Origin of the sequence: Bacillus sp. AR4-2, from assembly GCF_008274865.1 — a bacterium.
Lineage (GTDB): Bacteria > Bacillota > Bacilli > Bacillales > Bacillaceae_G > Bacillus_A > Bacillus_A cereus.
Genome location: NZ_CP031062.1, coordinates 4,051,714 through 4,075,467 on the forward strand (window position 1 = coordinate 4,051,714; position 23,754 = coordinate 4,075,467).

A 23,754-nucleotide genomic window follows, 5' to 3' on the forward strand; every position below is an offset into this window, starting at 1 on the left:
CCCCCTTCTAGACTATAATACACTAAAATATCTTGCCTCAGGGTGAGAAAATACCATAGCCGTTACGGACGCTTCTGGCTCCATCATGAATCCTTCTGTTAATGAAATACCTATTTCCTCTGGATGAATTAAGCGAAATAGCTTTTCTTGATCTGCAAGTTCTGGACACGCCGGATAACCAAATGACACTCGTATTCCTCTATATTTCGTACGGAAACGTTCTTCCATCGTCAGTTCAGGTGAGTCCGGAATGCCCCAGCGGTCACGAATGAGCATATGTGTTTTTTCAGCAAGTCCTTCCGCTAATTCAAGCGCTAACGATTGAATGGCATGACTACGTAGGTAATCACCTTTCGCCTTCCACTCTTCAGCAATATCCCGAACTCCTTCCCCAACCGTAACAGATAAGAAAGCAACATAGTCCATCTCATCTCCTATTGGGCGCAAATAATCACCTAAAGTACGATAGGGAGCCTTTCCTTGTCTAGGGAATGTGAAACGCTCTATAACACGCGTATGATCTTCTGGATCATATATTACAATGTTTTGTCCGTCGCTTTGCGCTGGGAAAAATTGATACACTGCTTTCGGCTTTAACCAAGATTGTCCTTCCTGCAATAATTCATCTATTAAATCATTTAATTCATGTGCTCTCTTATCTCCCTCTTTCAAAAGCTTCTTCACATTTCCTTTTAATCCAAGGTGATGCCCAAGTAGCATTTGTCTATTCAGAAATGGTGCGAGATGAAGGGCGGGAACATCTCGTAATACAATTCGTTTTGTTGAATCAGGCACCATAACCTCTGATTTTGGTAATGGCTCAATTACTGCTGGAATTTCTACTTTCTTCTCCTCTTTTTTTACGATATGAAGATGACGTTCTTTTTTATCCTGCTTCATCTTCTCACGCTCTTCTTCTTTTTGAAGCTTATTAATAATATCGAGCCCCGTCATCGCATCACTCGCATAACAAACGAGTCCTTTATATGATGGTGAAATCCGATTATCTGTAAACTTTCTCGTTAACGCTGCACCACCTACAACAATGGGCACATCAATATTTGCCGCTTTTAAATCTTCAGCAGTCGTTACCATTTGTTGCGCTGATTTTACTAATAAACCTGAAAGGCCTATAATGTCCGGCTTCTTTTCTTGTACTTCTTGAACAATTCGATCCGAACGTACATTAATTCCTAAATTAATAATCTCATATCCGTTATTCGCTAAAATAATTTCAACGAGATTTTTCCCAATATCATGCACGTCACCTTTTACAGTTGCTAACAATACTTTCCCTTTTTTCGCACTATCACTAGATTCCATATGTGGCTCTAAATAGCTTACAGCGGCTTTCATACTTTCGGCACTTTGCAATACTTCAGCAACAATAAGTTCATTATTATTAAATAGTCGTCCTACCTCGTCCATCCCTGTCATAAGCGGACCGTTAATAATATCAAGAGGTTTTCTTCCTTCTTCAAGTGCAAGACTTAAATCCTCGTGTAATCCTTGTTTCGTACCTTCTACAATATAATTTGCTAGTCTTTCATCAAGCGTTAACGTTTCTTGCACAACGACATCTTTCTTTTTAGCAACTCGGTAAAAGTTTGTAAATTCTTCTAACGTCTCTTTCGTCGTTTCAAACAGTAATGCATCTGCAAGGCGTTTTTCTTCCTCTGGAATCGACGCATAGCGTTCTAATTTTTCCGTATTCACAATCGCGTAATCTAATCCTGCTTTCGTAGCATGGTATAAAAAAACTGAATTTAATACTTCACGTCCAGCCGGTGGTAAACCAAATGATATGTTACTTACACCTAAAATCGTTAAACACTCTGGTAACGCTTCTTTAATAAGGCGAATTCCTTCTATAGTCGCTGCCGCTGAGCCAATATATTCTTCATCACCTGTCCCTACTGGAAACACAAGTGCATCAAAAATAATATCTGACGGGCGTATCCCATACTTCTTTGTAAGTAATTCATAGCTTCTTTTCGCAATTTCTATCTTTCGTTCCGCACTAACCGCCATACCGTCTTCATCAATTGTTCCTACAACTATAGCGGCACCATACTTCTGAAGAAGCGGTGTCACTTTTTTAAATCGTTCTTCTCCATCTTCTAAATTAATTGAATTAATAACAGCTTTTCCTTGAATATAAGTAAGAGCTCGCTCCATCACATTTTCATCTGTTGAATCAATCATAATCGGTACTTTTAAAACTTTCGTAACTTCTGCTAAGAAGTTTTCCATATCTTCTATTTCATCGCGATCAGGATCTGCCATACAAATGTCAATAATATGAGCATTTTTCTTCACTTGCGCTCTTGCCACTTCAGCAGCCTCTTCAAATTTCCCTTCTGCTACTAAGCGTTTAAATTTACGTGACCCAATAACATTCGTTCTTTCACCTACAAATAACGGTCTCATAGACTCATCATATTGCAGTGCTTCTAATCCACTAATTCCATGTCCTTCTCTCTCATGATGGTCACGAGGCCTAAGAGATGCTAGCGCGGATTTCATTGCTTTTATATGTTCTGGTGTCGTGCCACAACAACCACCAATAATATTAACCCATCCTTCTTCAGCAAATCGCTTCACCTTTTCAGCAAGAGAAGATGGAGATTCATGGTAATGTCCATCTTCATCAGGAAGACCTGCATTTGGATAACAAGAAATGTAACACTCCGATAAATCAGATAGTGAACGAATATGGTCCCTCATAAACTCCGGACCAGTCGCACAGTTTAACCCAACAGATAATGGTTTCATATGTTCTACTGATAAATAAAAAGCTTCAATTGTTTGCCCAGCCAGAGTCGTTCCCATTGGCTCAATCGTTCCTGAAATCATAATAGGAACCGTTTTTTTCAGTTCTTCAAAAGCGGCTTGAATTCCAATATAAGCTGCTTTCACGTTACGCATATCTTGACTCGTCTCAACGAGTAATACATCAACTGCTCCTTTTAATAATCCTCGTGCCTGCCTTGTATAAGCCTCAATCAATTCTTCAAAAGTCACACCACCTGTAACACTAATTGCTTTCGTTGTTGGTCCCATCGCTCCCGCAACATATACTTCCTTCCCGCTTTCTTTAACAGCTTGCTTCGCCAAAAGTGCTGCCTTTTCATTTAGTTCTTCATCTAAATGAGACAGATCATAATCACTTAGTACAATATTCGTTGCCCCAAATGTATTTGTTTCAATAATATCCGCTCCAGCTTCAATATAAGCTTTATGAATCTTTAAAATAACGTCTGGTCTTGTTTCCACTAAATATTCATTACAGCCCTCGTACTCTTCTCCTCCGAAATCTTCAGCAGTTAAATCCTCTTGCTGAATCATTGTCCCCATTGCACCATCTAATATTAAAATGCTATTTTTTAATTTTTCTTCTATACACTTCATCAATTAATACCTTCTTTCACTTCTTGCTTTTCTCTTACATATTTAACAAGATGTTCTGTAATTTCATACTTTAAAAATGGTGTAATAAGATAAATACCATTAAAATATTTCATCGCTGCGTCGACCAATTCTTGTGAAATGCGGATCCCTTCCTCAATTGCTGCCTCTTTCGTTTCATGTCCATCCATTCTCTCTCTTATTTCTTCAGGAAGAGTAATACCCGGCACCTCAAAATGAAGAAAATCTGCATTCCGCTTACTTACTAACGGCATAATTCCAATAAAAATAGGTTGTTCCAAATGCTTTGTCGCTTCATACACTTCTTCAATTAACTTGATATCGTAAATTGGCTGAGTTAAAAAATACTCCGCTCCAGCATCTATTTTTCGTTCCATTCGCTTAACCGCTGCTTTTAAGTGCCTCACGTGAGGATTAAATGCGCCGCCTACAGAAAACCTTGTCGCCGGTCCAATTGATTTCCCTAAAATTGAACGTCCATCGTTCATTTCTTTAATCATTTTAATAAGCTCAATAGAGGATAAATCATATACAGAAGTGGCACCGGGAAAATCACCAACGCGCGCTGGATCACCAGTTAAAGCTAACACTTCTTCCATCCCTAACGCCGATAAACCTAACAAATGAGATTGTAGTCCAATGACGTTATGATCTCTACACGTTAAATGCGTCAATACTGGGATATCATGCTTCGTTAATAACGCACCCATCGCCATATTAGAAACACGAGGCGATGCTAATGAATTATCTGCTAGAGTAATAGCATCTGCTCCCGCTCTTTTTAACGCTCTTGCTCCTTCAAAAAAACGCTGTGTATCTAACGTTTTCGGTGGATCTAATTCCACTACAACTGTCGTTTGTTTTTTCGCTTTCTCTGCTAGAGTGACGTGAGCCTTCGAACGTTTCTCATGCGTATGAACGACTTTCGGCCTTTGAATCGTGTCTTTTTCTATTACAGGGGTAATATTCGCAACAGCGCGCTTCATACTTTGAATATGTTCTGGAGTCGTACCACAACAACCACCCAATAACCGAATACCTTGCTCAATAAATCTCGGTGTCATCGCTTCAAAATAAGCTGGGCTTCCCTCATATACGTAACGTCCATCCACATAATTCGGGAGGCCTGCATTTGGGTATGCTGATAAATAGCCATTTTGAGGAATCGATATCATTTTGAAAGCTTCCGTCATATGAAGCGGCCCTAGTTGACAATTCAATCCAACAACATTTGCACCGTAATCTATAAGTTGCTTTAATATTTCATTGACATCATTTCCATTTTGAGTCGTACCTGCTTCATGTAACGCTAATTGCGCAACAATTGGAATATTCGTTTGCTTACGCAATACTTTAACGGCATGAAGTAATTCAAATTCATCGTAAAAAGTTTCTAATAGTAATCCATCAACCTGTTCTTCTAGTAAAGCCCCTGCCTGTTCAAGTAACATAAACTCTCTTTCCATATCAGTCGTTGTAACAGCTCCGATATGTTTCATACCACCAATTGTTCCTAAAATTGCATTTTTATCTGTCACAGATGCTTTCGCCAGTTTTACTGCCGCTCTATTAATTTCTATAACTTGATTTTCTAAACCATACATACGTAATTTCGCCTCATTTGCTCCATACGTATTCGTTTGAATTACATCTGCTCCAGCAGCTACATATTGTTTATGAATCGATATAATTAAGTCTGGATCAGATACATTCAATTCTTCAAAGCTACTTTGCAAGCCATGTGAATGCAATAACGTCCCAACCGCACCATCACCTATTACAATTCCTTTTGATAATAAATCTAGTAATTTCACGAATCTCCCTCATTTCTATCAATATAAAAACCCCCTCTTCACTTTGAAGAGGGGGACATAATCGTTCCTCCTCTTATTATGCAAAACATTCGTTTTGCAGGTATTAGCACCGTTTCAAACATTTCGTTTGAAGGTTGCCGGGTTTCACAGGGCCTTTCCCTCCACCGCTCTCAATAAGAGTTGTCTTTATTATTTTATTTATGTAGCTAAAAGGAAATGCGTTCCCCTTTTAACAATGTTTGTTAATTTTTTAATAAATTTAGCATGCACAAAAGTAAAAGTCAATGACACTTGCGCAAAAATAAAAATTATTTAAAATAAAGTTGCAATTCAGTTATATTTTATTGTAAAGTTAAAAACATAATAAAAATTTCATACGAACATTCTTATCTAGAGAGGTAGAGGGACTGGCCCTGTGACGCCTCAGCAACCATTAACATTTTGTTAATAAGGTGCTAATTCCAGCAAATTGTGAAAGATTTGACAGATGAGAAGAAGACTCTATTCAAACCGAAAGCCTTCTTCTTAGAAGGCTTTTTTTATTTTATATTCACTTAATGTTTCAATTTAAAAAGGAGGAATTTTCACATGTCAACAATCGAAACAAAACTAGCACAAATCGGAAATCGCAGTGAAACTACAACTGGAACGGTTAATCCACCAGTTTATTTCTCAACCGCTTATCGTCACGAAGGAATTGGTAAATCTACTGGCTTTGACTATTCACGAACTGGCAATCCAACTCGCGGTCTTTTAGAACAGGCGATTGCAGACTTAGAATATGGCGAACAAGGTTATGCCTGTAGTTCAGGGATGGCGGCTGTTCTCCTCGTCCTTTCTCTATTCCGCTCTGGAGACGAACTTATTGTATCTGAAGATTTATACGGGGGAACGTATCGATTATTTTCTGAGCATGAAAAAAAGTGGAATGTTCGATGTAGATACGTAAATACACAGTCTATTAAACAAATTGAGCAAGCTATCACAACTGAAACGAAGGCTATTTTCATAGAAACTCCAACTAATCCATTAATGCAAGTTACTGATATTGCTGCTGTCGCAACTGTAGCGAAAAGGAACGGACTACTTCTTATTGTAGACAACACTTTCTACACACCTTATATACAGCAACCATTAACAGAAGGTGCTGACATTGTACTTCATAGCGCAACGAAATATTTAGGGGGACATAACGATGTACTAAGCGGGCTTGTCGTTGCAAAAGGAAAGGAACTTTGTGAGGAAATCGCTCATTATCATAATGCATCAGGTGCAGTTTTAAGCCCATTTGACTCATGGTTATTAATTCGCGGTATGAAAACGTTAGCGCTTCGCATGAGGCAACATGAAGAAAATGCGAAAGCAGTTGTTGCGTATTTAAATGATGAGGACGGGGTGACAGATGTATTTTATCCAGGAAGAGGTGGCATGATCTCATTCCGCCTTAAAGATGAAGCTTGGATTAATCCATTCTTACAATCTTTATCCTTAATTACATTTGCCGAAAGTCTTGGTGGTGTAGAAAGTTTAATGACTTATCCAGCAACGCAAACACATGCTGATATTCCTGAAGAAATTAGAACAGCAAACGGCGTATGCAATCGTCTTCTTCGATTCTCAGTTGGCATTGAAAATAGTAACGATTTAATTCAAGACTTAAAGCAAGCCATTAAACTCGTAAAAGAAGGTGTAAGAATATGAGCTATTCTATAGATACACTCTTACTACACAACCAATATAAACACGACTCGCAAACAGGCGCTGTGAACGTTCCTATTTATAATACATCAACTTTTCACCAGTTTGATGTAGATACGTTCGGAAAATATGACTATAGCAGGTCAGGAAATCCAACTCGTGAAGCTCTTGAAGATATCATTGCTTTATTAGAAGGCGGAACAAAAGGATTCGCCTTTGCATCAGGCATTGCAGCGATTTCCACTGCATTCCTCCTTCTTTCACAAGGTGATCACGTACTCATTTCAGAAGATGTGTACGGAGGCACTTACCGAGTGATAACTGAGGTACTCTCCCGTTACGGTGTTTCACATACATTTGTTGATATGACCAATTTAGAAGAAATAAAACAAAACATTAAACCAAATACAAAGCTCTTTTATGTAGAAACACCTTCTAACCCACTTTTAAAAGTGACAGATATTCACGAGGTTTCTAAACTCGCAAAATCTATTGGCGCTCTTACTTTTGTTGATAATACATTTTTGACACCACTATTCCAAAAACCACTTGAACTTGGAGCTGATGTCGTTCTTCATAGTGCTACAAAATTTATTGCTGGTCATAGTGATGTTACTGCCGGATTAGCAGTAGTAAAAGATTCAGAACTCGCTCAAAAACTTGGATTTTTACAAAATGCATTCGGTGCTATTTTAGGACCTCAAGATTGTTCTCTCGTACTTCGCGGTCTAAAAACATTGCATGTACGCCTCGAACATTCAGCTAAAAATGCCAATAAAATCGCACATTATTTACAAGAGCACTCTAAAGTAAAAAATGTCTATTATCCGGGATTACAAACTCATCTCGGATTTGATATTCAACAATCTCAAGCAACATCAGCTGGAGCGGTCTTATCGTTTACTTTGCAGTCAGAAGATGCACTCCGCAAATTTTTATCAAAAGTAAAATTACCTGTTTTTGCAGTTAGTTTAGGAGCTGTAGAGTCAATTCTTTCTTATCCAGCAAAAATGTCACATGCAGCACTGTCGCAAGAAGCTCGTGATAAAAGAGGAATCTCTAATTCATTACTTCGGTTATCAGTCGGTCTTGAAAATGTTAACGATTTAATATCCGATTTTGAAAATGCCCTTTCTTATGTAGAAGAACCTGTAAATGCATAGAGAAAAAGAAGATATGAGATTAGGTTTTCATATCTTCTTTTTATGCGGTTTAGTTATATTCATTTGAATTTCTTCTTTTCTTATAGTCCATAAAAAATAAAAGTATATCATCTATTTCTAAATAATGGATTAATTGATATATTAAGAAATAAAAAGGGGTGAAAATAATGGATACTTGTGCAGATATTTTAATCGTTATCGATTTACAAAATGGCGTATGTTATAGCGAGGAGCATTTATTTGATTTACAGAACTTACTAACAAAAGTAAATAAAAGAATTTCTTCATATAGAAAATTAAATAAACCAATCCTTTTTGTTCAACATTGTGATGATGATTTAGTACCCGAGAAAGAACTTTGGGCTATTCATACCGATCTAGATGTTCAAGAACAAGATTTTTTTGTAAGAAAAACACATGCAAATTCATTTTATAAAACAAACTTAAAAGAAATTTTAGATCAATTATCTGTAAATCGCATTGAATTTTGTGGCGCCCAAACAGAGTACTGTATGGATGCAACGATTAAGTTTGCCCACGGACTAGGATACGAAAACTTTATGGGACAGAAAACAACCTCTACGTTGAATAATCCTTTTATGTCCGCAAAAGAGACAATTGATTTTTATGAGAACATATGGAATCACAGATTTTTAACGTTGCTAAAAGATGAATTTTAGAATAAATGACTAATGACTTGATCATCCTAAGATTTATCAGCCGTAATCAAATATTTCATTATCACCATAAAGAAGCGAATGACATTCAGCTTCTTTTCTTTTAACCTGTTTTATATTCTATATATATCATTATAATTCCTTTGTCATATTATTTTAAAAATTTCGTATATTCATTTGAAAGAATAAGAAAATCATGATAAAATTGTGTTACAAATATATCTATATCTTTCAATTTTTAAAACGCATCGAAATTTTCACCCAAAAATGTCATTTTACAAAAACATGCTAATTTACCTATTTTATTTACATCCGGGTCTCTTTTCTTACAATTTCTTTACTTTAGGACTTTTTTTCTGCAACAACTATTTTCTTTTCTTTAAATTTTTGGTATGTATAGTATGGTATAATAGCTCACACGGAGGTGGAAAAGAACATGTTAGAAACCTTTCAAAAAGAATTAGAACTATATGAAAGTAATGCAGAATTATTAAAAGTGCTAGCTCATCCTGTTCGTTTATGTATCGTAAAAGGATTAATCGAGCGCGGTCCAAGCAACGTTTCTACAATGTATACTGGCTTAAACATGCCACAATCTACAATTTCACAGCATTTAGCAAAATTAAAAAGCGCTAAAATCGTTTCTAGTGAAAGAAAAGGATTGGAAATTTATTACAAAGTAGAGAATGAAACAATCATTCAACTCGTTCGTGTATTATTAGGTTAGGGACTAATAATCGCAGAAAAAGAACGTATTCTATATTTTTTATCTCATATCTTTAATATAAATATATATCATGAGAGGAAATATATAATACTACATAAGTCGTATTAAAAAACAAGACACAGTATATACTGTGTCTTGTTTTTTATATTGTTACATACTGATCCAAATGTAAATGTTGCATATCTTTTGTATGTATAACAACATCAAACGAACTCCCTACTCCTCCATTTAAAATCATAGAACGAACTGCTCGATTTTGTTTTTGCGTTTCAGAAAAAGGATTCGTATCTTGATGGCTCGTAAGCTGTTCTAATATCCCTGCAGCTAACAAGAACTCAGATTGTTTCTTATGCCATACTGCACTCATTCCTTGCATACTAAACATCTCCTTTAGCTCGTCCCAATGAACATGAGTAGTAAGATCCATTTCACCTGGATGCGCTAGTGGGTTACGCATTAGCTTATGCTGATAATATCCTCGCAAACTTCCTTCGCGGTGTGCTGGATGCATCCATTCTTCTTTTGTGTATCCGTAATCAACTGTAATACATATACCTTTTTGAAACCATTTCGAAATTTCTTTTATATACTCCTCCATAACAATTGGTACTTCAAAACGTTGCCCTTCAGCAATATGAATATTATATTTCAATAAATAGCGACCAATTCTTTTATTTAACGGCCTACATACTTCTGAAAGGTTTCCTTCCTCTGTATATGTAATACGTACTTCATACAATATACCATTTCTTTTCTCAATTACTTCAACAGGAAATGCATCAAACAACTCATTCGAAAAAAGAATTCCCTCGAAAGAATCTCCCATTTCACTATAGGAGGTATAGTACGATACATTAGAAAATGAGCCAAGTTGCTCCTGCTGTAATTTCCTATGAAAAGGGCTCACTTCAATCATTGAATAGTTTAAATTAATAAAGGTGTTTGGAGATAATTGCTTCCATTCTTGTAAAACATCATAGGCAAACTTCCCTGTTCCCCCACCAACCTCACAAATATTCGAAGCAACTTCACCATTTTCAACAAGACGAATAAAAAGTTTAGCAAAAGTTTTTGCAAAAACAGAGGATACATTGCTACTTGTAAAAAAATCCCCTTGTCTTCCAATCTTTTCACGTTCTTTCATATAATATCCATGCCCCTCCGTATACAATACAAGGTTCATATACGTACTATATGAAATTGAATAATCCTTTTCTTTCCCCATCCATTCTCTTAAAATGAGCTCCATTCCCAATGACTCCTTATTGTAAAAACGGATTATTTTCTTTTTCAAAGCCAATGCTTGTTTCTGGACCATGTCCACATAACACCGCTGTTTCATCTGGTAATACAAATAATTTCTCTTCAATACTTCCAATTAATTCAGCAAAACTTCCACCAGGCAAATCTGTTCTTCCAATGCTCATTTGGAACAATACATCTCCTGAGAATACAGCATTCGCTTCTTTACTATAATAAGAAATACTTCCTGGAGAATGTCCTGGTGTCTCAAAAATTTCAAAATTAAATGAGCCAATTGTTAATGTACCTTCTGCATCAATAATATGATCCGCTGGTTTTGCTGTAATACTGCGGTTCATCATAAAAATTTGAGAGCCGTTTACAGTTGCATCTCCTAACCAATCTGCTTCTTCTTTATGTACGTACACAGGAATATGAAAAGCGTCTCTTACGGCATCAACAGCACCGATATGATCAAAGTGAGCATGTGTTAATAAAACAGCCAATGGTTTTAATTGTTTTTCTTGTAAATATGTAACGAGCTTTTCACCTTCATGACCAGGGTCAAAGATAATGCACTCTTTTTGATCGTTCATTAAAATATAAGCATTTGTTTGTAATGGGCCTAACGGCATTTGTATCCATTTCATATGAAAATCTCCTCCAGTTATTAAACTTACTTTTAATGATACAACATTTCTTTCTCTGAGGAAAAGAAAGGATGCTATCTCGACAATCATTTTTAAAACATGTACAATATAAAAGAGTAAATATTCCAAAAACTCATAATAAGAAATGGGTAGACAGAGGAGGATATTGTATGGGCCTTGTTATTATTTTTACACTTGTCACTCTGTTAGCTGTATTTGCTACGCTTAGAACACTTCGTGAAAAAAACTTTTTCGCGAGCGGCTTTGCAATTGCAACTGTACTCGTTTTCGGATGGTTTACGATCATGACTGTTCTATATAACGGGTATCCACCAGCAGCTTAATTCGTTTACACTTTATTCTTCATCGAGATTTTACACAAAAAGAGGAAGGGTTCCCCCTTCCTCTTTTCATATTTCACAACTTATATCATCTTCGCTTCGTATTTGTGCTTTTTTACAAGCCAAGCTCCTCCGATAACACCTGCATCATTACCAAGTGTTGCAATAGCTAACTTCGTGCTCTTTACAGCACGTGAGAAAGCGTATTGCTCGAAATAGCGTTGAATTGGTTCTAATAACGCATCTCCAGCTTTAGACACGCCTCCACCAATAACAATTTTCTCTGGGTTCAATGTACTAGAAAGGTTCGCTACAGCTAATCCTAAATAAGAAGCTACTTTTTCTACTACTTCACCTGCTAATTCATCACCTTGTCCAAGTGCTTCAAAGACATCTTTTGATGTAATACGTCCTTCTTCAGCTAACATAGAACGCAACATGCTCTCTTTATTAGTCTCTTGTATTTTTTGCATAGCAACACGTACAATACCTGTCGCAGATGCTACTGTTTCTAAGCAACCAGACTTCCCGCAATTACATGGGAAAGCATTTTCTGTAACGACTGTAATATGTCCAATCTCACCAGCAGCACCACTCACGCCGTGTACAATCTCACCATTGGCGATCACACCACCACCAACGCCCGTACCAAGTGTCATACAGATTAAATCTTTTGCACCTTCACCAGCACCTTTCCACATTTCACCAAGCGCTGCTAAGTTTGCATCATTATCAATAACAACAGGTAATCCTGTTTCTACTTCTAATAAATCTTTTAGCGGATAGTTTTTCCATCCTAAATTAACCGCTTCATAAATCATTCCAGACGCCACATGTACAGGACCAGGAGCTCCCATACCAATACCAATTAATTTGCTCTTCAATTCGCCTAATTCTTCTAGCTTTTTATCAATTGCTTTCGCAACATCAAGTGTAATATGTTTTCCTTGCTCACCTGTATTCGTAGGGATTTCCCACTTATGTAAAATTTCACCGTATACATTAATAAATGCTAATTTAATCGTTGTACCACCAAGGTCAACACCAACTAACCATTTCTCTTCCATGTTGCTTACCTACCTTTATCTAATTCTTATTTAGCTCTTTTTGAATTTCTTGCTTCAATAAAAATAAAGCTGTTTGATAGTCTTGTGGATCGATTAGCTGTGATTGATTTAATTCACGCAATTCATCTTGCATTAATTGTAAATCTGCAATTCGATCTCCCGTATAAATAATCGTACCAAATTTCTTTAGCAATTGCTGAATATCATAAATAGATACCATTTCATCACCCTCTATGCTCACTTACTATAAAAAATTATAATAAGAAAACGTTCACATATTTTATTATAATCAAGAAGAAAAAGTCTCGTCAATTTTTATTTGTCTATACAAGCTTATTTATAAGCAGTGTTCCTTTTTCTGTAATAATTTTTTCTATGTTTTTATCAAATGGCTCTACTGGAATGTGTTTTACCATTTGAAAATCATACGCTAATGACAGCGTTTTCCCTTTATAATGCACGAGATAACGATCATAATAGCCACCGCCGTACCCAATTCGCTCTCCTCGTTCTGTATAAGCTACGCCCGGCACAATTTGAAGATCAATTTCATCCATATTCACTTCTTCCGTAAGCCCAGGAATCGGTTCACGTAAATTCATATACACCGTTTCTAATTGATCAAAATTATTAATTTGCCGGAAGGACATCGTTCTAGTTCCTTTATTACACTTAGGAACTACAACTTTCTTTCCTTCTTCCCAAGCTTTTTCGATAATAGGATATGTATTCACTTCATTTTCCATTGAAAGAGTAATTCCAATTGTTTTAGCTTCAACCCACTCTTTTTGCGCATACAACGAAAATGCAATCTGTTCTGATAAAGTTGTATACTGTTCTTCTGATAAAGAATTCATGTGTTCTATTATTTGTTTACGTAAACGTACTTTCTCTGCTTTCACACATTCTCCCCCTTACAGTGACACTTTACTCTATGCTGATAGTGTATCACTTTTAACATAGGAATCGAATAAAAAAAAGAAACAGTAGGAAAATATTCCTACTGCTTACTTTGTTTCACGGTGTAACGTAGACTTCTTGTCACGCTTGCAATACTTTTTAAGCTCGATACGCTCAGCGTTGTTACGTTTATTTTTCTTTGAGATATAGTTACGATCTCCGCATTCTGTACATGCTAGAGTAATATTCACACGCATTCTTATTTCCCTCCAGTACTAATAACTTAAATCAGACTATACTATAATACCACTTTTAAAATAAAAATTCTACACCTTTTGATATTGTCTAATTTTTTCTATAAGATTTTTCATATTTTCCCTTGCTATTACTGGGTTTCTAGCATGTGAATACACCAAAAATTTTGGTTGTTTTGTGTCAGAAACGATATAAGACCACTCTTTTTCAGTATATTTGAACTGTACTCCTTCAAATATACCTTCTCCCTTCCTTTCTATATCATCCAATAATTTCCTCATAATTTCCCCTTTTTCATTCCATGAACATACCACTTCATCATAAAGTAAATAGAGCGGAGGTGATTGCTCTACTATGCTGAGAAACGTTTTTCCTTGCAATGCTATTAGCTCGAATAATTTTCCAATCCGATATAAAATATCTCGCTTCCACCTTACTTGAAACGACTTTCTTTCATCCTGCGTATAAAATAGAAGATAACATTCTCCTAACTTCAAAGACATTGGGTAAATATTTCCTGTCGATTCGAGTAAGAAATCTGGAATATCTACCTCTTCCAAATCTGTACCTTGGTAAATATTACTATGTTTATCGTATAACTCGAAATGATTTCCTTGCTCAGAAAACATAAGAGCCATATTCGCTTTACTTGATTTCATCAAAGCTTTCACATGATCTTTTTGTTCGCTTGCATAAATCCATGTAACTGTACAACCAAGTCTTTGCAGAAAGAGCATGAGTAAATGTTGCAACGTATCATTTCTCTTATTAATAAGAAGATGAAACTTCTGCATCTGTATTTTCTCGATATCAATATGCTCCAATATAACTTCTATATACTCATTCATAGAAACATGAACGAGCTTATTACGCCCCATTTCTTTCTCATGCACGTAATAAAACAATTCGGACATATATACTTGTTCTATCTCTTTTTGCTGCTTATACGTTAACGGCATGCCAGCTTGACCGTATAACTTTATAACAATCTCATTCTCCACTTGAATGAAAACACCACCTGCACACTTCAACTGGTGAACACTATATTGAAAAAGTGACTCGTTCATTTCTTTACATTCCATCGTATGAATCCCTATACCATGAATAGCATGTAAAAATAAATTTTTATAAGAGGTTGTTTCTATATTTTCTTGACTTCCAATTAATATACTTTCTCCTTTTTTAAAAAGAGAACCATACGCCATCGCAATCTTCACGATAAACTGGGGAGTAATTTCAACATTCCCTCTTCCTACAATGCGGCTTTTTTGTAACCACCCTGCACTCATTTCACTCTCTTGAATACCAGCCGCTCCTACTATCGAATGACTATCAATCGCCTTATAAGGCCATAGTTTTCCTTTTTGCTTAATTACCGTACTTCTTCCGATATGACAGTGATCCGCTACAACACTTTTTTGAAACAGTGTAACATCATCTTCAACTATTGTACGCTCTCCTATTGTCGTTTCTAATAGTTCACAATACTTCCCAATGTGGGCATTTGCAAAAACAATACTTTTTTGAAGATGAGAATAATTTGAAACGATACTATTTTTCCCAATAATAGAATATGGCTCAATTACAGCTCCTGTACCAATCTTTGCTCCTTCTCCAATAAAAGAGGGGCCATGAATTTTCGTCCCTTTACCAATCGTCACCCCTTCTCCCATCCATACCATCGGTAATACTTCTGTATAAGGAATAGGTACTTGTAACTTTTTCGTTAACAAATCAAATTGTGCTTGTCGATATTGATTAAATGTGCCGATATCTAACCAATAACCTTCTGACAAATATGCGAATAACACATTTTTGTTTGCCAATAACGGAAACACATCATGACTGAAATCAAAAAATTGCCTAGGCGGTATGTAAGAAAAGATTTCTGGCTCCATAATATATATGCCTGTATTCACAACATTAGATACTACCTCATTCCAGCCCGGCTTTTCTATATATCGTGTAACCTCCTGGTCTTTATTCATTACAACCAATCCAAATGAGAGTGGATTTTCTACTTCTTTCACAAACATTGTTACCATTCTTTTCTTTTGTTCATGAAACCTAATTCCTTCTGATAATTGAAAGTCAGTTAATGCATCCCCGCTTATCACAACAAATGTTTCATCTAAAAATTGTTCTGCTTGTTTAATACTCCCTGCTGTACCAAGCGGAGGAGAGTCTTCAAAATAATACAAGTTAACTCCCCATTTACTACCGTCACCAAAATATTGCTTAATGGTCGTACTCATATATTGAACAGTAATTGCAATTTCACGAATACCATGCTGGCGTAATAACTCAATATTATATTCTAAAACTGGTTTTTCTAATAATGGTAACATCGGCTTTGGAGTATTACATGTTAATGGTCTAAGGCGCCTTCCTTTTCCTCCAGCTAAAATAACCCCCTTCATATACTTCAGCCTCCACTTATATAATGTTCAGTAACTCCATATACCATATGTATATTCCCTATCCCACATGAACTAGCAGCATAAACTTGATTAGTTAAACACATCCTCATTTAGAAGACTATATAATTAAATTTCTAACCTATAAAAACGTACATTTCAAACAACAAGAAAGCGCTTACTATAAATTGGTAAATAATACTTATTAACGACAAACATATATACTAATTTTTCCATTACATTATGATACATCTTATCATCATAAACTAAAGGAAACAACGAGCTTTTTTTGTCATGTTTTGACTAAAAAAAGCAGGTGATTTCTCATCACCTGCTTTTTTTCCTACTCATTCAATAAATAATGCTTTCCTTTTACTAAATAAAAGACATTTTCAGCAATATTTGTAATATGATCTGCTACACGCTCAATATATCTCGCGACAAATGATAATTGTGTAATTTGCGTAATTGCTTCTGGTTGTTCCGGAACTGAAGATATAAACTCACGAATTGCTTTTCCATATATTTCATCAACGGAATCATCCATTTCAGCAATTTGTTTCGCAAAAGTTAAATTTTCTTGTTCATATGCTTCTAACGCTAAATGCAACATCTCATTTGCAACCGCAAACATTTCATCTAGGTTGTGCAAACTAACAGCCACTTCTTTTTCCCCAAGACGAATTGTAGCCTTTGCAATATTAACAGCATGATCTGCAATGCGCTCTAAATCTGTCGCTGTTTTAATTGAAATAAAAATCCTTCTTAAGTCACTTGCTACAGGTTGCTGCTTCGTAATGAGCATAAGCGCAAGATCGTTTATTTCCTCTTCTAAATTATCCATGCGGTAATCACCATCAATGACCTCTAACGCTTTCTCTACATCCCTTGTATGCAGACCTTCCATAGCAATCAATAAAGCCGCATTTGCTAATTCTCCAAGCTCAATCACCTTTTGCTGTAACGCTTTTAAATCACCTTGAAACTGTTCTCTTACCATTTTTCTTCCCCCTCAATATTATGTGCCATTATATAAAAGTGAAACTTTAATCAACCCTCATCAATCGGGATTTGATAGGCAGCAAGATCCCCTCCCTAACTTCTTTGCTTTCGCTAAATTTTAAGGTGGGGGTCTTACTGCCCGCAAATAGCGGGGTAAATCTCCTACATAGCCTCTTACGCTTGTAATAAACCTTAAGATAAGGAGAAGTATTACTTCTTTATTAACAGTAAGATAAAATAAGAAATGCCCTCTGTTAAGAGGGCATTTGCTCTTAGCTTTGAAACGATATCAACCAAAGCGACCTGTAATATAATCTTCTGTACGCTTATCTGAAGGAGTCGTAAATAATTTGTTTGTATCTGTATACTCCACAACTTCCCCGCTTAAGAAGAAAGCTGTTTTGTCTGAAATACGCGCTGCTTGTTGCATATTATGCGTTACGATAACAATACTAAAATCTTTCTTTAGCTCTTGAATCAATTCTTCTACTTTTAATGTTGAAATTGGGTCTAATGCCGATGTTGGCTCATCCATTAAAATAACGTCTGGCTCAATAGCTAAGCAGCGTGCGATGCATAGACGCTGTTGCTGTCCACCAGATAAACCGTATGCATTATCGTGCAAACGATCTTTTAACTCATCCCAAATCGCTGCTCCACGTAAACTTTTTTCAACAATTTCATCTAATGTCTTTTTGTCACGAATACCATGGATTTTTGGACCGTATGTTACATTCTCATAAATAGATTTTGGAAATGGATTTGGCTTTTGGAACACCATTCCTACATGCGTTCTTAATTCTTCAACTGGATATGATTTATCAAATATATTGCGTTCTCTATACTCAATTACACCTGTAGTTCGAACGATCGGTACTAACTCTACCATGCGATTTAATGTTTTTAAGTAAGTTGATTTACCACAGCCACTTGGACCGATAATGGCTGTAACTTCATTCTCATGAATACTTAAATTAATATCTTTTAAAGCATGGTCTTCCCCGTACCATAAATTTAAGTTTTTCGTATCAAATACTACCTTCTTTGGCGCAGTCTCGATTTTCTCTTCGTTTTTCACCTGTACATTTACTACTGTTGCTACCATTTGAATTCCCCTTTCATCCACTTCCAACTTATTTTCGATTTCGTAACCATAAAACAAATATATTGATAAATAGCAACAAACCTAACAAAACAATCATCCCAGCTGCTGCTACATACTGAAATTCTTCTTGTGGCCTACTCATCCAATTAAAAATTTGAATTGGTAGAACTGTAAATCTATCAAACATACTAAATGGAACATAATTTGCAAACGCAAGTGCCCCAATAACTAATAGTGGTGCAGCCTCTCCAATTGCTCTTGATATCGCTAACGTACAGCCCGTTATAATCCCTGGGAAAGCATATGGCAATACAATTTGATACATCGTTTGCCACTTCGTAGCACCTAATCCGTAAGAACCCTCTAATAAAACACTTGGTACTGATCGAATTGCTTCTTGACTCGCCACAACAACTGTTGGTAAAACGAGTAGACTCATCGTCAATGCTGCTGCAACTATACTCTCTCCTAAATGAAGAGCATATACAAAAATAGTTAAACCAAGCAATCCAAATACAACAGATGGTACTCCTGCTAACGTTTGATTATTGATCTCTATTATTTTTTTAAATAGAGATTCCTTCGCATATTGCTCTAAATAAAGTGCTGTTCCAACTCCAAATATAAAAGAAACAGGTATAACAATACTCATAAATAATATTGTCCCTGACAAAGCTGCAGCAATACCAGCTTCTTTCGGATTACGTGAAGCGAAATTTGTAAAGAAATCTATTGAAAGATAACTTATACCTTTTTCAACAATTTGAAACAGTAACAAAAACAAAATTACGATTGAAAATAAAATTGCTATATAAAATAACAATTTGTAAATTCGATCTTTTAAAAAGCGTGATGCCATATTTTTTTGTATTTTTTTATGATTCAACATTCGCATATTATGTCATCCTCCTAAAACGGCGCATAATTGACTGCGAAATGATGTTCATAATAAAGGTAAACAAAAATAACGTTGCGCCTACAGCATACATGCTGTAATACGTAATCGTTCCATGCGGAGCATCACCTAAACTTACTTGCACAATATAGGCTGTTAACGTTTGAATAGAATGTGTCGGATCAAGCGATACATTTGGTGTGGATCCTGCTGCAATTACAACAATCATCGTTTCACCAATCGCACGAGAAGCTGCTAATATAATTGCTGCCATAATCCCTGTAAAAGCGGACGGAAACACCACTTGTTTTACCATTTCAAACCGCGTCGCTCCGAGTGCTAATGAAGCTTCTTTCGTCCCTTTCGCCACAGCTCTCATCGCATCTTCAGATAGAGATGCAATTGTAGGCATCATCATAAATCCGATAACGATTCCTGGACTAATCGCATTAAAAAACTGTAAATCTGGTATAATCCTTTGTAAAAGCGGTGTAACAACTGTTAATGCAAAAAAACCATATACAATTGTCGGGATACCTGCTAATAGCTCTAACATCGGCTTTAATATTTTCCGTGCACTATTTGAAGCATATTCGCTTAAAAATACGGCACACGCTAAACCGATAGGAATTGCTACAAACATAGCAATTGCTGTTACAAGGAACGTTCCACATATAAGTGGTAATATACCGAATTTAGGGTCTTCAAAAAATGGTAACCATTCTTTCTCCGTCAAAAAGGAGTATAATGATATTTTTTGAAAAAACATGATTGTTTCATTAGAGAGCGTAAAAACAATGCCAAGTGTCGTCACAATAGAAACACTAGCAATTATTTTTAGTAATAAAGGTACTATTCGATTGATTCGCTGCGTTTTTTTTCTTTGTTTTGTATTTCTTTCAATCAAATGTTGTACAGAAAATGTAATTTGACTTTTGTCATTATGAGCCAAAGATGAAAACCCCTTTCCACCCTGACATTACCTTTTTATTTCTGTTAACATACGCAGCTGTTCATTGTATTTTTCTTTTTTTAATTTTACATACCCGACCTCTTCAGCGAGGTTACCGACATGCTGAATCATAAACTCAACATAGTTTGCTACATTCATTTTATTTCGGATAGATGCATTATTCACATAAGTAAGTAGCGGCCTAGATAACGGCTTATACTTACCTGATTGAATGGTCTCTTTCGTCGGAAATACACCATTTACTTTTATTGCTTTCACCTTATCTCGATTAGCCATATAATAAGCATATCCTACAAAAGCAATGGCATGTTTATCATTCATTACCCCTTGCATAATAACTTGATCATCTTCAGACAAAGAGACTTTTTTTACAATGCGATGATTTTGTAAGATGACATTTTGAAAATAATCATACGTACCAGAGTCTACGCCTGGTGCATAAAACTTCACTTGTTCACGTGGCCATGTTGAATGAATTTGTGACCATCGCTTCTCTCTTCCATCTTCACTCCAAAGTAGTCGTAACTCGTCTACTGACATATCGTCTACCCATGTATTATGGCGATTCACAACAATCGTAAGACCGTCGTTAGCAACCTCAAAAGGTGTGAACTGAATAGAGTTTTTCTTCATTTCATTTTTCTCGACTTGTTTCATTACTCTCGAAGCATTATTTATATCTACTTCTCCTTTACTGAAACGATTAAATCCTCCCCCAGTTCCAGAAATACTGATGGAAATTTTCACGTCTGGATGCACCTTTGTATATTCCTCCGCTACTGCTTCTATAATAGGAAAAACCGTTGAGGATCCATCAACTCTCACTTCTCCCGTATCATTTAAAGCAAATGCAGTAGACATTTCAAAACAGAGGAACCATATTGATAATACGAAAACTTTAATCGGTGTACGCATCCATTTCACGTGTTCTTCCTCCTAGAAGTAACCGGAAATAACAGGATTACAGATATAAGAATACTGCTAAACTATTAATTCGGTTTTAATTGTTTGTAAAAGTTTTGTAAAGTTCCACATAAATCAACATACGGTACAATTTTAATTCAGTAGTAGCTATTCATTTCCTCTGATGATTTCCCTATAAAATATTTATCCCCTATCCCACCATATACAAGTATCATTTATACGGCCGCGTTTTTTTCAATGTTGTATACTTGTCCACATTTATTACACGATATGCATAAACCATAAAAAAAAGCACACTATCTTTTCAGATAGTGTGCTTTTTTACAACTTTTTTATTCATCATCTTGCTCTTTATTTTTATTGTCTTTATCATCTTTTGGAGCTTCACCATTTACTTCTTTGTTTTTCAAATCAAAGTAAGCGTCCATAATTTCACGACCAATATATCCATTAATACCAGTCTTATCATCATGTACCCACGGAACGACAACAGAGAATGCTACTTCTGGATCTTCAAGTGGCGCATAACCTACTAATGTTAAGTTATATGTTTCCACACGTTCACCGTTTGCCTTTCTACCAATCTCTTTATCTCCGCCATACACAGTTTGCGCGGTACCTGTCTTCCCTGCCGCTTTATATTTTGCACCTGTAAAGTATTTTGTAGCTGTACCACCTGAATCATTATAAACTTGTCTAAATCCTTCTTGAACACGTTTAATTTGCGATTCTGGCATATCAACACGATTTAATACTTTCGGTTCCATAGATTGAACAACTTTCCCAACTTCATCCGGTTTCACTGCCGGTTGACGAATTTCTTTTACAACTTGTGGTTGCATACGATATCCGCCATTGGCAATCGTCGAAATATATTGCGCTAATTGAAGCGGTGTATACGTATCATACTGTCCAATTGATAAATCTAGTAAGAAACCTGGTTGACTACTTCTACCCATCTGACCAGCAGATTCATTCGGTAAATCAATTCCTGTTTTTACACCAAGTCCAAACTGTCCGAAATAATAACGCATCGTATCAAATGCTTTTTGAGGTATATCTAACGTACCACCTCTCACATACTGAACACCGGCGATATTCATCGCTGTTTTAAACATATAAACGTTAGAAGACATTTTTAAAGCTGTAAGGTCATTAATGTATCCCATCGTTTTCCAAGACGACTTCGTAGGTGTACCTTTTAATTTAATTGGTTCATCCAATTGCACCGATCCTGGTTGAATCGCACCAGTTTGATATCCAGTAAGTACTGTTGCACCTTTTACAGTTGATCCCATCGGATAAGAACTTGTCATGGTACCTAATGCAAAGTCATTTACTTTCGTTTGACCATCTTCGTTAACTAATTGTTTCCCCGCCATAGATAAAACTTCGCCATTTTTTGGGTTCATCATTACAACGAATGCGCGATCTAAAAGAGGTTCGCTTCCTTTAAACCTCATTAAATTCTTCGCAAGAATATCTTCCACGCGCTTTTGTAATTCCATATCAATTGTTAAGTTCAGGTCATTACCACTTTGTCCTTTTGATACATTAATCGTTTCTAAAATATTACCGTTTTTATCTGTAACATTTCTAACTTCTGCTTTCGTACCGTGTAGGCTATCTTCATACTGTTGCTCAAGATAACTTTTTCCTACTCGGTCATTTCGATTATAATCACGAACAAGATAGTAATCTAGTCTTTCTCTAGGTAAACCTTCATCAGATGTCGACACCCCACCAAGTACACTTCGGAATAAATCATCGTACGTATATTTTCGATCCCAATCAACATTCGTATCTACACCTGGTAATGCTGCTAAGTTTTCACTAATAATCGAATATTCCTTTTCTGTAGCATCCTTTTTAATAACTTGAGGTGTCATTGCATATCCGCCATCCATCTTACTCTTAATCGCTAGTATTTCTAGATCTTTTGCGGATAATTGATTAACCTCTTCTTCTGTTACACGACTTCGCTGGCGCTCGTCTAATTCTTTATCATCAATTTTTTTATCTTTAAACTCTTGACGATCTTTATTCGTAATTTTTTCTTTAGCTTCCTCTTTATGCATAGCAAGCCAATAATCCTTTTTATCGCGATCCGTTAATTTATCTGTCGGTACTTCAATCAAATCTGCTAGCTTTTTCGCTGTTTCTAAGCGATCTTCTGCAGTTGATCCTTTCATTTTTGTAAATGTAATAGTACGAATGGCTACATTATCTACTACAGCTCGCCCATAACGGTCAAATATTTTCCCACGCGGTACAGGATTACTTATCGTTGAGTTTTCTTTCTTCTCCACTTCATTCTTATATTCTTCACCACGAACAATTTGTACATATCCGAGCCTTACAATAACCGCGGAGAACATTAAAAACACGCAGAAAAACAGCACGTTTAACCGAAAAGGAACGTGGGTCTTTTTCTTATTTTGCTTCTGTTTCTTGCTCATACAAACCCCCTCTACC

General features: G+C 36.0%; 20 protein-coding genes and 2 riboswitches. Of the genes, 5 read left to right on the top strand and 15 right to left on the bottom strand.

Annotated elements, in window-relative coordinates; all coding sequences use genetic code 11:
* Positions 1-12 precede the first annotated feature (12 nt).
* On the bottom strand, positions 13-3,411 hold the full coding sequence (gene metH / locus DN399_RS20950; protein WP_000649674.1) for a methionine synthase: 3,399 nt from the start codon (positions 3,409-3,411) through the stop codon (positions 13-15).
* A complete protein-coding gene (locus DN399_RS20955; RefSeq protein ID WP_049107958.1) occupies positions 3,411-5,243 on the bottom strand; it encodes a bifunctional homocysteine S-methyltransferase/methylenetetrahydrofolate reductase in 1,833 nt (610 codons plus the stop codon). The genes metH and DN399_RS20955 overlap by 1 nt, the downstream gene beginning before the upstream one ends.
* A gap of 70 nt (positions 5,244-5,313) precedes the next feature.
* Positions 5,314-5,423: riboswitch (SAM riboswitch) on the bottom strand.
* A 203-nt stretch (positions 5,424-5,626) separates the two neighbouring features.
* Positions 5,627-5,737: riboswitch (SAM riboswitch) on the top strand.
* A 94-nt stretch (positions 5,738-5,831) separates the two neighbouring features.
* Here DN399_RS20955 and metI point away from each other — a divergent pair.
* The 4 genes from metI (at position 5,832) to DN399_RS20975 (ending at position 9,508) form a co-directional block, all read left to right on the top strand.
* Positions 5,832-6,944, top strand: a complete 1,113-nt coding sequence (gene metI / locus DN399_RS20960; RefSeq protein WP_000103897.1) for a cystathionine gamma-synthase/O-acetylhomoserine thiolyase — start codon at positions 5,832-5,834, stop codon at positions 6,942-6,944.
* Positions 6,941-8,104 (top strand): cystathionine beta-lyase, encoded by a 1,164-nt coding sequence (gene metC, locus DN399_RS20965; protein ID WP_049107959.1) that lies wholly within the window; start codon positions 6,941-6,943, stop codon positions 8,102-8,104. The genes metI and metC overlap by 4 nt, the downstream gene beginning before the upstream one ends.
* 167 nt (positions 8,105-8,271) lie before the next feature.
* On the top strand, positions 8,272-8,784 hold the full coding sequence (locus tag DN399_RS20970; RefSeq protein WP_000379157.1) for a cysteine hydrolase family protein: 513 nt from the start codon (positions 8,272-8,274) through the stop codon (positions 8,782-8,784).
* A 433-nt stretch (positions 8,785-9,217) separates the two neighbouring features.
* Positions 9,218-9,508: an ArsR/SmtB family transcription factor gene (locus tag DN399_RS20975; RefSeq protein ID WP_000894377.1), complete on the top strand. Its 291-nt coding sequence runs from the start codon at positions 9,218-9,220 to the stop codon at positions 9,506-9,508.
* A 142-nt stretch (positions 9,509-9,650) separates the two neighbouring features.
* On the opposite strand, the gene DN399_RS20980 is transcribed toward DN399_RS20975, so the two are convergent.
* Together DN399_RS20980 and DN399_RS20985 are read right to left on the bottom strand one after the other, a co-directional pair.
* Positions 9,651-10,763: a class I SAM-dependent methyltransferase gene (locus tag DN399_RS20980; protein WP_000525152.1), complete on the bottom strand. Its 1,113-nt coding sequence runs from the start codon at positions 10,761-10,763 to the stop codon at positions 9,651-9,653.
* 7 nt (positions 10,764-10,770) lie between these two features.
* Positions 10,771-11,400 carry an MBL fold metallo-hydrolase gene (locus DN399_RS20985; protein WP_086389498.1) on the bottom strand — a complete coding sequence of 210 codons (630 nt, stop codon included), beginning with the start codon at positions 11,398-11,400 and terminating at the stop codon, positions 10,771-10,773.
* Positions 11,401-11,570: 170 nt separating this feature from the next.
* Between DN399_RS20985 and DN399_RS20990 the strand changes: the two genes are divergently transcribed.
* Positions 11,571-11,744: a DUF2759 domain-containing protein gene (locus tag DN399_RS20990; protein WP_000524852.1), complete on the top strand. Its 174-nt coding sequence runs from the start codon at positions 11,571-11,573 to the stop codon at positions 11,742-11,744.
* 80 nt (positions 11,745-11,824) lie between these two features.
* Here DN399_RS20990 and glcK read toward each other — a convergent pair whose 3' ends face one another.
* From glcK to DN399_RS21045, 11 genes are all read right to left on the bottom strand, one after another.
* A complete protein-coding gene (gene glcK / locus DN399_RS20995; protein WP_000391701.1) occupies positions 11,825-12,808 on the bottom strand; it encodes a glucokinase in 984 nt (327 codons plus the stop codon).
* Between the two features lie 19 nt (positions 12,809-12,827).
* Entirely contained in the window at positions 12,828-13,028 is a 201-nt protein-coding gene (locus DN399_RS21000) for a YqgQ family protein (protein WP_000253699.1), read from the bottom strand.
* Between the two features lie 103 nt (positions 13,029-13,131).
* On the bottom strand, positions 13,132-13,710 hold the full coding sequence (locus DN399_RS21005; protein WP_000642750.1) for a 5-formyltetrahydrofolate cyclo-ligase: 579 nt from the start codon (positions 13,708-13,710) through the stop codon (positions 13,132-13,134).
* Positions 13,711-13,815: 105 nt separating this feature from the next.
* Positions 13,816-13,965: a 50S ribosomal protein L33 gene (gene rpmG / locus DN399_RS21010; RefSeq protein WP_001265616.1), complete on the bottom strand. Its 150-nt coding sequence runs from the start codon at positions 13,963-13,965 to the stop codon at positions 13,816-13,818.
* A 69-nt stretch (positions 13,966-14,034) separates the two neighbouring features.
* Positions 14,035-16,383: a sugar phosphate nucleotidyltransferase gene (locus DN399_RS21015; protein ID WP_149149923.1), complete on the bottom strand. Its 2,349-nt coding sequence runs from the start codon at positions 16,381-16,383 to the stop codon at positions 14,035-14,037.
* A 340-nt stretch (positions 16,384-16,723) separates the two neighbouring features.
* On the bottom strand, positions 16,724-17,380 hold the full coding sequence (gene phoU, locus DN399_RS21020; RefSeq protein ID WP_000251240.1) for a phosphate signaling complex protein PhoU: 657 nt from the start codon (positions 17,378-17,380) through the stop codon (positions 16,724-16,726).
* A gap of 291 nt (positions 17,381-17,671) precedes the next feature.
* The gene (pstB, locus tag DN399_RS21025; RefSeq protein ID WP_000226686.1) at positions 17,672-18,487 is read right to left on the bottom strand and encodes a phosphate ABC transporter ATP-binding protein; all 816 of its coding nucleotides are present in this window, start codon (positions 18,485-18,487) and stop codon (positions 17,672-17,674) included.
* 28 nt (positions 18,488-18,515) lie between these two features.
* Positions 18,516-19,382 carry a phosphate ABC transporter permease PstA gene (gene pstA / locus DN399_RS21030; protein WP_001242557.1) on the bottom strand — a complete coding sequence of 289 codons (867 nt, stop codon included), beginning with the start codon at positions 19,380-19,382 and terminating at the stop codon, positions 18,516-18,518.
* Position 19,383: 1 nt separating this feature from the next.
* Positions 19,384-20,334, bottom strand: a complete 951-nt coding sequence (pstC, locus tag DN399_RS21035; protein ID WP_000940918.1) for a phosphate ABC transporter permease subunit PstC — start codon at positions 20,332-20,334, stop codon at positions 19,384-19,386.
* A 27-nt stretch (positions 20,335-20,361) separates the two neighbouring features.
* Complete coding sequence (locus DN399_RS21040; RefSeq protein WP_006927031.1) at positions 20,362-21,279, bottom strand: PstS family phosphate ABC transporter substrate-binding protein; 918 nt, start codon at positions 21,277-21,279, stop codon at positions 20,362-20,364.
* 332 nt (positions 21,280-21,611) lie between these two features.
* Positions 21,612-23,738: a peptidoglycan D,D-transpeptidase FtsI family protein gene (locus tag DN399_RS21045; protein WP_000038977.1), complete on the bottom strand. Its 2,127-nt coding sequence runs from the start codon at positions 23,736-23,738 to the stop codon at positions 21,612-21,614.
* Positions 23,739-23,754: the final 16 nt, after the last annotated feature.